The 12,200-nt window shown below is 63.7% G+C and carries 9 protein-coding genes; 4 read left to right on the top strand and 5 right to left on the bottom strand.

The genetic code is table 11. The annotated features are described in order from the left end of the window. Nucleotides 1-207: 207 nt before the first annotated feature. On the top strand, nt 208-444 hold the full coding sequence (locus tag NCR98_RS05945; RefSeq protein ID WP_244827756.1) for a hypothetical protein: 237 nt from the start codon (nt 208-210) through the stop codon (nt 442-444). A 74-nt stretch (nt 445-518) separates the two neighbouring features. Here the strand turns inward: NCR98_RS05945 and def are convergent, their stop codons facing one another. The 5 genes from def to NCR98_RS05920 all read right to left on the bottom strand — a co-directional run bounded on the left by def (nt 519) and on the right by NCR98_RS05920 (nt 9,360). Next, nucleotides 519-1,052 (bottom strand): peptide deformylase, encoded by a 534-nt coding sequence (def, locus tag NCR98_RS05940; protein WP_244827755.1) that lies wholly within the window; start codon nt 1,050-1,052, stop codon nt 519-521. After that, nucleotides 1,049-3,127, bottom strand: a complete 2,079-nt coding sequence (gene ligA / locus NCR98_RS05935) for an NAD-dependent DNA ligase LigA (RefSeq protein ID WP_250525744.1) — start codon at nt 3,125-3,127, stop codon at nt 1,049-1,051. Before ligA ends, def begins: the two co-directional genes overlap by 4 nt. 204 nt (nt 3,128-3,331) lie before the next feature. Then, on the bottom strand, nt 3,332-4,576 hold the full coding sequence (locus NCR98_RS05930; RefSeq protein WP_250525743.1) for a cell division protein ZipA C-terminal FtsZ-binding domain-containing protein: 1,245 nt from the start codon (nt 4,574-4,576) through the stop codon (nt 3,332-3,334). Nucleotides 4,577-4,749: 173 nt separating this feature from the next. Beyond that, nucleotides 4,750-8,265 (bottom strand): chromosome segregation protein SMC, encoded by a 3,516-nt coding sequence (gene smc, locus NCR98_RS05925; protein ID WP_250525742.1) that lies wholly within the window; start codon nt 8,263-8,265, stop codon nt 4,750-4,752. 135 nt (nt 8,266-8,400) lie between these two features. Continuing rightward, on the bottom strand, nt 8,401-9,360 hold the full coding sequence (locus NCR98_RS05920; RefSeq protein WP_250525741.1) for a DMT family transporter: 960 nt from the start codon (nt 9,358-9,360) through the stop codon (nt 8,401-8,403). 272 nt (nt 9,361-9,632) lie between these two features. Between NCR98_RS05920 and dapC the strand changes: the two genes are divergently transcribed. Genes dapC through NCR98_RS05905 form a run of 3 tightly spaced genes read left to right on the top strand, consistent with a single transcriptional unit; the run spans nt 9,633 to nt 12,116 of the window. Continuing rightward, nucleotides 9,633-10,883, top strand: a complete 1,251-nt coding sequence (gene dapC / locus NCR98_RS05915; protein ID WP_244827750.1) for a succinyldiaminopimelate transaminase — start codon at nt 9,633-9,635, stop codon at nt 10,881-10,883. 43 nt (nt 10,884-10,926) lie between these two features. Next, entirely contained in the window at nt 10,927-11,754 is an 828-nt protein-coding gene (gene dapD / locus NCR98_RS05910; RefSeq protein ID WP_244827749.1) for a 2,3,4,5-tetrahydropyridine-2,6-dicarboxylate N-succinyltransferase, read from the top strand. 2 nt (nt 11,755-11,756) lie between these two features. Then, nucleotides 11,757-12,116 carry an ArsC family reductase gene (locus tag NCR98_RS05905; protein ID WP_404989191.1) on the top strand — a complete coding sequence of 120 codons (360 nt, stop codon included), beginning with the start codon at nt 11,757-11,759 and terminating at the stop codon, nt 12,114-12,116. The last annotated feature ends 84 nt before the right edge of the window (nt 12,117-12,200 follow it).

Raw genomic sequence — 12,200 nt, 5'->3', positions numbered from 1 at the left:
TCCACTTCCCGGCTGCGTCGCAAAAAAGCGACGTCTCGACTTGCATCCCCTGATGGCGCCACATCGATCGCCAGTTTTATTTTTTTGCTGATTACCGCCTAAAGAAAATAAGTCATTATTCCGTTAGGCAAGTGTGACGCAGAGACTTTTTTACCGTCCTGCAGCGCACCAAGGATTCAGCATTTAACTGATCGAAGGAGAATCGCCATGTCAGTCGAGATCATTGTCCGAGAAACGAAAAGCGGCCTCGAAATCGTCAGCGGCCGTCGACGGCTCGACGCCTTGCTCGCCCTGCGAGATGAAGTGGTCGTCATGAGCCCCGGCATCGGCGAAATCGTGGTTGCGCGCCTGCCGGACGGACGTCTGCAAGCGTCCGCGAACCCTGAACATGTCGCGCTGTTCCGCCAGCCTGCCGTTAGCGGAACGCCCAAATCCTTCGCCTGAACAAAAGCCGCTCGCAAGGAGCGGCTTTTTAATGTGTGCAAATGCGGAACGCGCCCTCGCGCGTCCGCACGTTCTCAGTCGTCGCCAACCGGATCGAGCCCAGGAAACAGCACGTCCGTGAAGCCGAACTTCGAGAAGTCGGTAATACGCATCGGATAAAGCTTGCCGATCAGATGGTCGCACTCGTGCTGCACGACGCGCGCGTGAAAACCTTCCGCCAGCCGCTCGATGGCGTTGCCGTACTGATCGAAGCCCTGGTAGCGGATCATCGAAAAGCGCTGTACCGCGCCGCGCAGGCCGGGGACGGACAGGCAGCCTTCCCAGCCCTCCTCCATGTCGTGACCGTTCGGCGTGATGATCGGGTTGATGAGCACCGTCTCCGGCACCGACGGCGCGTCGGGATAGCGCGGATTCTGTCCGAAGCCGAAGATCACCACCTGCAGATCGACGCCGATCTGCGGAGCGGCGAGGCCCGCGCCATTGGCGTCGCGCATCGTATCGAACATGTCCTGCACCAGCGTGTGCAGTTCCGGCGTGTCGAAATGCTCGACCGGCTCGGCGATACGCAACAGCCGCGGATCGCCCATCTTCAGGATTTCTCGGATCATGGGGTGACTCCTTCCAAAAGCTTCTTCATGCCGTCTTCGTCGAGAACGGGAACCCCGAGTTCCTCCGCTTTCGCAAGCTTGCTGCCTGCTTCCGCGCCCGCCACCACGTAGTCGGTCTTTTTCGATACCGAACCGGCCACTTTCGCTCCGGCCGCCTCCAGCATCTCCTTTGCATCTTCGCGCGTGAGCGTGGGCAAGGTGCCCGTCAGCACCACGGTCTTGCCCGCCAGCACGCCCAGCGGCGCTTTCGGTGCGGGCGGACCTTCCGGCCACGACACCTTGACGCGCAATTGTTCGATGACGTGCTGGTTGTGCTCTTCGCTGAAGAAATTATGGATGGCTTCGGCGACGACCGGCCCGACATCGTTCACTTCCAGCAATTCCTCGACCGAAGCGGCGATGATTGGGTCGAGCGAGCCGAAATGCTTCGCGAGATCTTTTGCCGTCGACTCGCCCACGTGGCGGATGCCGAGCGCGTAAATGAAACGCGCGAGCGTCGTGTGGCGCGCCTTGTCGAGCGAATCGAGCAGGTTTTGCGCGGATTTGTCGGCGAACCGGTCGAGCGCGGCGAGCGTCGAGAAACCGAGGCTGAAGAGATCGGCGGGTGTGCGCACGAGATTCTCTTCGACCAGTTGATCGATGATCTTCTCGCCGAGGCCGTCGATATCGAGCGCCCGCCGCTGGGCGAAATGCCACAGCGCCTGCTTGCGCTGCGCCGGACAAAAAAGGCCGCCCGTGCAACGCGCAATGGCTTCGTCGGGCAGACGTTCGATCCTCGAGCCGCACACCGGGCACTCGGTCGGCATGACGAACTCGCGCGCGTCGTCCGGACGGCGGTCGAGAATCGCGCCCACCACTTCGGGAATGACGTCGCCCGCACGGCGCACGGTCACTGTGTCGCCGATACGGATGTCCTTGCGGCGCACTTCGTCTTCGTTATGCAGCGTCGCATTCGTGACGGTCGCGCCACCGACGAAGACCGGCGCCAGGCGCGCAACCGGCGTGATGGCGCCCGTGCGGCCCACCTGTACATCGATGGCTAGCAGCTGCGTGAGCGCTTCCTGCGCCGGAAACTTGTGCGCGAGCGCAAAGCGCGGCGCGCGCGAAACGAAGCCGAGCTTGTCCTGTTCGTCGCGCCGGTTGACCTTGTAGACCACGCCGTCGATGTCGTACGGCAGCTGCTCGCGCTTTTCGCCCGTCTTGCGGAAAAAGTCGAGCAGACCCTCGGCGCCATCGACCACGCCGCGTTCCGCGTTCACCGGCAAGCCCATTTCCTTAAACCAGTCGAGCAGACCGGCGTGCGTATCCGGCATCTCCGCGCCTTCGAGCACGCCGATTCCATATGCGAAAAAGGATAGCGGCCGTTGCGCGGTCATCTTCGGATCGAGTTGACGCAAACTGCCCGCCGCGGCGTTACGCGGATTGGCGAACTCGCGCTGCTCGGCATCGCGCTGACGTGCGTTGAGCCGTTCGAAGTCGCGCTTGAACATCAGTGCTTCGCCGCGCACGTCGAGCCGCTTCGGCACGTGCTTGCCCTTGAGCGTGAGCGGAATGGAGCGAATGGTGCGCACGTTGGCCGTCACATCTTCGCCGGTCGCGCCGTCGCCGCGCGTGGACGCCTGCACGAAGCGGCCGTCCTCGTAACGCAGGGAAATGGCCAGGCCGTCGAATTTCAGTTCGCACGCATATTGCACCGGCGCGTGCGCGAGCGCGTCCGACACACGCTTGTCGAACGCGGCGATGTCTTCGTCGGCGAAACCGTTGTTGAGCGAAAGCATCGGCACGTCGTGCACCACGGGCTCGAAACCTTCCGCCGCCTTGCCGCCCACGCGTTGCGTCGGCGAATCGGGCGTGACGAGATCGGGACGGTCCGTCTCGATTCCCTGCAATTCCTTGAAGAGCGTGTCGTATTCGGCGTCGGGCAGATCCGGCTGGTCGAGCACGTAGTAGGCGTAATTCGCGCGTTCGAGTTCCGAGCGCAACCACGCCGCGCGCTCGGCCGGACGATCGGCACTGGGGACGGCTGCGCCCGACTTTCTGGCAGCGGCGGATTCGGCTTTCGTTTTAGCGGACATGCGACAAATACTTGGGAAAGTGAATTAAGTCTGCCAACGACCGTTCGATTGTCTCAGAAGATCGGTAAATCGTGGCATCGGCCAAACGGCCAGGATGTGACGAAACGTGCGATGCCGCGCGCGCAAAAGAAAGCGCCCCGGTCGGGGGCGCAATTACGAAGCCCGCTGCACGCTAAAAGACGAGCGCGCCGTGAGACCTCGCGCTTATTGGCTGAAGAGCCGCCGCGTGGCGGGCGAGCCTGCTGGCATGCCCGCCTGCTCAAGCTTGGCGTACAGCGTCATCAACTGCTTTTCGATGTTGAGCAACGCGGATTCCGGCAACGGCCGGCGCTGATCGTCCACGACCCGCGCGCCGATACGCTCTGACAGCGACTTGGCGTAATCGCACATGAGCCTGAACGGAAGGATGTCTTCGTCCGCCACCGGCACGTCGAGCACCAGCGTGATCATCTGGCCGCCCTTGTACGTGAGGTCGTCACGCAGGAAGTTGGTATCGCCGAAAAGGAGCATGAAAACCGGGTTCTGCTTCGCATCCAGTTTCACGAAACGCGTGCCGTCGCGCGAGAGCAAAAGGCCGTCTTGCGAGGCCACCGCCTGCACGTAGTTGGCCGACCACGGCGCGCCGTCGGACAGGATATTGATGGAGAGCTGCGCGTCGCACTGGGCGGCGAAGGCGTCCAGCTCGCGCGCCATGCCCACGGTTTCCATCATGTCCGGAAACTCGGGCGAACCGTCGATGGCATCGGCCAGACGCTGCACGCCGGTCACGAATTCGGAAAACTCGAGTTCGTTGAGCGGGCCACTGCGGTTTGCCAGTTGCGCGGCGGCACGCAACTCTTCATAACGCGCGCCGTTGCGCAGCAATTCCCAGGTCGAATCGCCCTCGGGCTTGCCTTCGATCGTCACGGGCTTGGTGCCCGCGCGACGCAGACGCTGCGCCAGCGGCAACACGCGGTCTCCCGCAACGGGTCCACCAAGGCGAATCGGCACGACGCAATCGATGCGGCGATCGACCAGCGCCGGCGGCGCCGACGAAATGGTGTTCGTGGCGGGCAAGGTCGGCTCGTTGCGTTCGTCTTCGTCGATGCTCTCGAGTTCCGCTTCATCAGCGGCGGTGGCTTCAGCCTGCAGATCGACGGCGGTATCAGCCGGAGCGATAGGCGCGGGCGCGACGGGCGCCGGCTCGGCCGCAAGACTCACGCCGCCAAAACTCGGCTCGACGCGCGCTTCGCTCTCGCTCGAAACCGGCTCGCGACGCGGCTGGCGCACCGGTTCGATAAACGGTTGCTCGTCGTCCGTCTCCTGACGCGCGAGCGCGTCGGCTGCCTCGTCGGGCATCGGACGCGGCATCTTGCGGCGCACCTTGGCGCTCTGCCACGCGTTGTACACCACCACGCCGCCCACCACCACGGCTCCTGCTCCGATTAAACCGAGTGTCAACTCGTCCATGCACGCTCCATCGTTCTTTTGGGTTACGAAGCGCCGCGCGATCTGTCGCACGCATCGGACCGCGTTCCGGCATCACGCCTCGGGTCTTTTGCGCACCACTCCGCGCCTGCGCGCCTGGCCGGATCAGCGTCCGGCCTGCCACTCATTCAAATCCTGGTGCTGCGTCGCGCGCTTCAGCCGTTTTGGGCGAAGCCCGCCGCCGACTCCATGTCCACCGCGACGATGCGCGATACGCCCTGCTCCTGCATCGTCACGCCGATCAGTTGCTGCGCCATTTCCATCGCGATCTTGTTGTGCGAGATGAACAGGAACTGCGTCTTGACCGACATCGCGCGCACGAGATTCGCGAAGCGTTCCGTGTTGGCGTCGTCGAGCGGCGCGTCCACTTCGTCTAGCAGACAGAACGGCGCCGGGTTCAACTGGAACATCGCAAACACGAGCGCGGTCGCGGTAAGCGCTTTCTCGCCGCCTGACAGCAAGTGAATGGTCGAATTCTTCTTGCCGGGCGGCTGCGCCATGACCTGTACGCCAGCGTCCAGGATTTCGTCACCCGTCATGATGAGCTTGGCCTGGCCACCGCCGAACAGCCGCGGGAACAGTTCGCCGAAGTGTCGGTTCACTTCGTCGAACGTGCCTTGCAACAGCGCGCGCGTTTCCTGGTCGATTCGCTGGATTGCATCTTCCAGCGTACCGATGGCGTCGTTCAGATCCGCCGATTGCGCGTCGAGGAACTGCTTGCGCTCGGTGGCCGCGACGAGCTCTTCGAGCGCCGCCATGTTGACCGGCCCAAGCGCTGTGATCGCGTTGTTCAGACGCGTGACTTCGCCTTGCAGATACGAAGGCTTCATGTCCGGCGTGAGCTTCGCCTGCAGTTCGGCTTCGTCGACGCCCGCTGCTTGCAACTGTTCGACGAACTGTTCGCCACTGATGCGCGCGGCCTGCTCCTTCAACTGCAATTCGTTGATGCGGTCGCGCAGCGGCTGCAGCGAGCGTTCGGCGAGTAGCCGCTGTTCGTCGGAGGCACGCAGACGCGCCGTCAGATCGTCCAGTTCGACGCGCGCGGCGTGCAGCGCTTCCTCGCGTGCCGCGCGGACTTCGAGCGCGTCCTGCAAGCCCGTCTGCGCCGTCTGTTCGTTGATGGTTTCGAGTTCGGCGCGCGCATCTTCGAGCGATGCCGCCACGCGTTCGCTTTGGTCGTGCGCCGTGTCGATGTTGCGCTTGTATTCCTCGATCTTCGCGGCAAGACCGCGCGCGGCGAAACCCGCGTCGCTCGCGGCGCGTTCCAGTTCGCGCAGTTCCTGACGGGCGGCCGTGAGCGTTTCGTCGAGCGCTTCGAACGCCATCTGGTTGTCCTCGAAGCGCGCCTGCAATTGCGCGAGCTCCGTGTCGTGGTGTTCGAACGCCGCCTCGGATTCGGCCCGCAGCGCGCGTTGTTCCTCGATCTGCGCGACGATTTCCTCGAGTTCCTCGCCAATCTGCGTGCTGCGCTGCGTGTAGCGCTCATGCGCCTGCGCGAGCTTCAGCACATCGAGTTGCAGCGCGTGGACGCGTTGCGTCGCGCGTTCGGCGGCGGCGCGGGCATCGGCAAGAGTTTGCGAGCCTTGGGTATGCGCGGCTTCTGCGCGTACCGCGTTGGCCTTTGCTTCGTCGGCGAGCAATGCCTGCGCGCGCACTTGCCGCGTGAGATTTTCGATATCCTGCGAACGCGCGAGCATGCCCGACTGCTCGGAATCGGCGGCGTACAGCTGCACGCCGACACGCGTCACCACATGCCCTGCCTTCACGATGAACGCGCCGCCTTCCGGCAATTGCGTGCGCGCCGCGAGCGCCTGGCCGATGTCGTCGGCGATGAAGGTCGTGGCGAGCCACTCGTTCAGCACCGCGCGCAAGCCCGGGTCGTCGATGCGCACGAGCGACAGCAACGGCCGCAAGCCTTGCGGCGTGTCGAGCGGCTTGCCGGCGACGGGCGGCGAATAGAACGCGAGCTTGGCGGGCGGCGCGTCGGCGGCGAAAGCCTTGATCCAGTCCAGATTCGATACTTCGAGCGCCGCCAGACGCTCACGCAGCACCGATTCGAGCGCCGCTTCCCAGCCCGCTTCGACATGCAGCTTCTTCCAGAGGCGCGGCAGCGCGCCGAGCTCGTGCTTGTCGAGCCACGGCTGGATCTTGCCTTCGGTCTGAACGCTTTCCTGAAGCTGCCGCAAGGCAGCAAGCCGCGCTTCGAGCTGATGATTCTGCGCGCTTTCGGCCTGTACGCGCTCCTGCGCCGCGCGGCGCTCGGCATCCAGACGCGGCACGGTTTCCTGCGCATCGGCGAGACGCGCCTGCGCTTCGCTCTGTACTTCCTCATGCTCGGCGAGCTGCATGCGCAGTTCTTCGAGTTGCGCTTCGTCGGGTGCGTCGAGTCCTTTCGATTCGGTCCTGAGCCGCTCCTCGCGCTGCTGCAACTGCTGAAGCTGCTGATCCGCGTTGCGCTGATGCGCCGCTTCGAGCTTCAACGCCTGCTCCGCGCGCGCGATGCCTGCGCGTTCTTCGTTCAGATGCGTCTGCGCGTCGCGCCAGCGGGCTTCGAGCGCCGGCAGTTCGTCATGCTTTGCGGCAGCGTTTTCCCGCGCGATGACTGCTTTCTCTTCGCCTTCCGCGAGCGCTTCCGATGCCGTGTCGATTGCGTCGCGCGCCTTTTGCGCCTGCATCTGCCATTGCTCGCGCTGCGCGTTGAGCGCGGCGATCTGAGCCTGCACGCGATTGCGCGATTCGACGATGAAGCGAATCTCCGCTTCCAGCCGGCTCACTTCGCCGTTGGCTTCGTAGAGCGCGCCTTGCGCGCCTTGCATGGCGTCGCTCGCGCTGTAGTGCGCGACACGCAGCGTCTCGAGTTGCGCTTCCACTTCGCGCAGACGCGCGGTCTGCGCTTCGAGTTCGATCTGCGCGTCGCGGATAGCGCGTTGCTGCCGCTCGGCTTCGTTGCCCGCTTCGTTCTTGCGCAAAAGCCACAACAGGCGCTGCTTTTCCTCGCCTTCGGCCTGCAGATCCTTGTACTTCGTCGCGACGACCGCCTGCGCTTCGAGCTTCTCGAGATTCGCGCCGAGCTCGCGGACGATGTCTTCCACGCGCGTCAGATTCTCGCGTGTATCGTGCAGACGATTCTCCGTCTCGCGGCGGCGCTCCTTGTACTTCGACACGCCCGCGGCTTCTTCCAGAAACACGCGCAGTTCTTCAGGCTTGGCCTCGATGATGCGCGCGATCATGCCCTGGCCGATGATCGCGTAAGCACGCGGACCTAAGCCCGTGCCGAGGAAGATGTCCTGGATGTCGCGGCGTCGCGCGGGCAGGTTGTTGATGTAGTAGCTGGAGGTGCCGTCGCGCGTGAGCACGCGCTTGACCGCGATCTCGCCGTAAGCGCTCCATTGCCCGGCGGCGCGGCCGTCGCCGTTATCGAAGATCAGTTCGACGCTTGCCCGGCTGCCCGGCTTACGCGCCGTGGAGCCGTTGAAGATGACGTCCTGCATCGATTCGCCGCGCAGTTCGGACGCGCGCGATTCGCCGAGCACCCAGCGCACGGCATCGATGATGTTTGACTTGCCGCAGCCATTCGGACCGACCACGCCGACTAACTGGCCGGGGACCTGGAAATGCGTGGGATCGACGAAGGACTTGAAGCCAGCGAGTTTGATCGAGGTCAGACGCACGGCGATTTCGCTGTTTGAGATGAATACGGAGGTAAATAGCAGACAGGCCGCACAGCGGCCCGTCGATCATGCTCGCCTTGAAGGCAGTCGAGGCCCGGGCATGAGCTTAAAGCCCTACCCGGCGAGCGGTCACCATCATACCATCGCCCGTCTCGATTTCTTTTTGCCTGCGCCTTCATCGCGCGATGTATTTTCAGCGGCTTCTTTTCGCTGCCGATGCACCCATGCCGACAGCACGCAAGCCGCCACGATGCACGCGCCGCCGGCCCACTCGCGCGGGCCCGGCACTTCATGCGCGAAGAGCCACGACGACAGCGCGGTGACGACGAGTTCGAACAGCATGATGATCGACGCGCGATTGGCGGGCACGCGCGCCAGGCCGATCTGCACGATCATGTTGTTCACCGCGAGCACGACGCCGAGGCCCAGCACGATCGACGCGACCGTGCCCAATTGCGCGGCTGAAGGCGGCGCGGGCATCGGCTCGAACACGGTGACGAGCGAAGCGACGATAGCCGCGCCGCCGAAGATCACCGCCGTGCGCATCTCCGGCTTCATTGCCGGAAGCGTGCGCGTGATGCGCACCACCAGCACGTTGCTGATGGAAAAGCCCATGCCGCCCATGAGCCCCGCCCATTCCGCGAGATTGGCGGGCAACGGCAGGCCGAGTTCGGGCGACCACAGCATGGTGACCGCGCCCGCGAGCGACAGCAAGGACAGCGCGGCATCCACGCGAGTCAGGCGTTCCTTCAGGATGAAGTGCGCGAAGATCGCGGTCCAGGCGGGCGTGAGATAGAACAGCAGCAGCACGCGCATCACCTGGCCGTGAATAGCGCCCCAGACGAAGCCGATGCTCGTCACGCCCGCCGCGAGTCCAAGCGCGACGAGCAGCCAATGCCACGAAAGGCTCTTGATCGAGCGATGCCGGAACAGCAGCACGAAGAGACAGGCGACCGCGCTCGTGCTTGCGCTGGCGGCGGTGCCGGAAAGGCCCATGGCGGCGAGCATGCGCATGGGATACCACACGAGGCCCCAGACCGATGCGCCGATCATGATGGCGAGCGTCGGGCCGGCGTCGTGGAAGCGGCTGCTCATCGTGTTACTCCGGCCGGCTGCGCGATTGCGCGCATCTCATCGTGATCAACCGGCTGTACCAGTGCGCCTTTCATGAGGCTCATTATTCGTTTGTCCTTTGCTGCAACGCGTCCGGCATAAGGCCGCGCGCTATAATATCGTGTTCTTGCGTGTGCATTTCGCGTGTTCGTCGTGTCGCGACGAAGCTCTTCTTCAAGCCCGCTGCACGCATGCGTCGGATGCCGTTCGCTCATACATACGTACAGACGCTTAACCGCAAAACCGGTCACGCCGTGAATCCACTACTCCAGAAACTTCAGTCGTATCCGTTCGAAAAGCTGCGTCTGCTTTTTCAGGGCATCGAGCCGCGCGCCGGATTCACGCCGATCAGCTTCGGTATTGGCGAGCCAAAGCATCCCACGCCCGCGCTGATACGCGACGCCGTCATCGATTCGCTCGACGGCATGGCGAGCTATCCGGCAACGCTCGGCAGCGCGCCCTTGCGCGAAGCCATCGCCAAGTGGGTGATGACGCGCTACGGTCTGCCTTCGATCAATCCCGCCACCGAAGTGCTGCCCGTTTCCGGTTCGCGCGAAGCCTTGTTCGCGCTGGCGCAGACCGTTGTCGACAGCCGCGGCGCGAGTCACGCGGCGGCGTCGGGCGAGCCGCCCATCGTACTCTGTCCGAACCCGTTCTATCAAATCTACGAAGGCGCGGCGCTGCTCGCGGGCGCCGAGCCTTACTTCGTCAATAGCGACCCGTCGCGCAACTTCGCGTGCGATTACTCGACGGTGCCCGAAGCAATTTGGGCGCGCACGCAACTGCTCTACGTGTGTTCGCCGGGCAATCCGACAGGCGCCGTGCTCACGCTCGACAACTGGCGCGAACTCTTCGCGCTGTCGGACAAGCACGGCTTCGTGATTGCCTCCGACGAGTGCTATTCGGAAATCTATTTCGACGAAGCCAATCCGCCGCTCGGCGGCCTCGAAGCCGCGCACAAGCTGAATCGCGGTTTCGAGCGTCTCGTCATGCTGTCGAGCTTGTCGAAGCGCTCGAACGTGCCCGGCATGCGCTCGGGCTTCGTCGCTGGCGACGCCGCTATCCTCAAAAGTTTCCTGCTGTATCGCACCTATCATGGCGCGGCGCTTTCGACGGTGTTTCAGAAAGCGAGCGTGGTCGCGTGGCAGGATGAAACGCACGTTCGCGACAATCGCGCGAAGTATCTGCGGAAGTTCGAAACCGTCACGCCCATGCTCGCCGAGGTGCTCGACGTGCGTCTGCCCGACGCCGCGTTCTATTTGTGGGCCAACGTCGCCAAGACCGGTCTCACGGATACCGAGTTCGCCGCACGTCTGTACGCCGACTATAATGTGACGGTCCTGCCGGGGTCCTTTCTCGCCCGCACGGCGCACGGCACGAATCCGGGCGAAGGCTTCGTGCGCATCGCGCTCGTCGCCGGCGTCGAGGAATGTGTCGAAGGCGCCCGCCGCATCGTCGAATTCTGCCGCACGCTGTCGCCGGTCACGGCACCCGCCTCGCCGTGACGGGCGCGGCCAGTCCATCTCTCCATCATCCTCGATACCAACTATGTCGCAACAACTTCAGAGCATCATCGATCAAGCCTGGGAAAACCGCGCTGAACTGTCGCCCAAGGCCGCGCCCGCGGAAGTCCGCGAAGCCGTTGCCCATGCCATCGAACAACTGGACAAGGGCGCGTTGCGTGTCGCCGAAAAGCGCGACGGCGACTGGGTCGTGAATCAATGGCTGAAGAAGGCGGTGCTGCTGTCGTTCCGTCTGGAAGACAACGCGCCGATGCCCGCCGGCGGCTACTCGCAGTTCTACGACAAAGTGCCCTCGAAGTTCGCGAACTACACGCCCGAAGACTTCGCGGCAGGCGGTTTCCGCGTGGTGCCGCCGGCCATCGCGCGGCGCGGCTCGTTCATCGCGAAGAACGTAGTGCTGATGCCCTCGTACACCAACATTGGCGCTTATGTCGATGAAGGCACCATGGTCGATACCTGGGCCACCGTCGGTTCGTGCGCGCAGATCGGCAAGAACGTGCATCTGTCGGGCGGCGTGGGCATTGGCGGCGTGCTGGAACCGTTACAGGCGAATCCGGTCATCATCGAGGACAACTGCTTTATCGGCGCGCGCTCGGAAGTGGTGGAAGGCGTGATCGTCGAGGAAAATTCGGTCATTTCCATGGGCGTGTATCTCGGCCAGAGCACCAAGATCTATGACCGCGAAACCGGTCAGGTGAGCTACGGCCGCATTCCGGCGGGCTCGGTGGTGGTTGCGGGCAACCTGCCTTCGAAGGACGGTTCGCACAGCCTGTATTGCGCGGTCATCGTCAAGAAGGTCGACGCCAAGACGCGCGCCAAGGTTGGCCTGAACGAACTGCTGCGAGGCGACTGATCGTGGCGAAGACAACGGTCGTGTACGGCATTCCCAATTGCGACACGGTGAAGAAAGCACGCGTGTGGCTGGAGGAACATGGCGTGCCGTTCGAGTTTCACGACTTCAAGAAAGCCGGCGTGTCGAACGCGCTGGTGCAGGACTGGCTGAAGGACGTGCCGCTCGACCAGCTCATCAACAAGCGCGGCACGACCTGGCGCGGGCTGTCGGACGTGCACAAGGCCGAAGCGGATACCACCGCGGGCGCCATTGCGCTCATGATCCACAAGCCGTCGATCATCAAGCGGCCGGTCGTCGTCGTGAACGGGCGCGTGAAGACGCTCGGCTTTTCGGCCGAGCAGTACGAGACGATCTTCGCATGATCGCGTGCGGTGACTTCGCTCTTCCGAGTCACTGACGCGCCACGAGTGCCGGCCTCCAGCGCCGGCATTTTTTATCGCATCAAC

It is taken from the genome of Caballeronia sp. GAWG2-1 (assembly GCF_023631405.1).
Lineage (GTDB): Bacteria > Pseudomonadota > Gammaproteobacteria > Burkholderiales > Burkholderiaceae > Caballeronia.
This window is presented reverse-complemented; position numbering and strand designations above follow the sequence as displayed.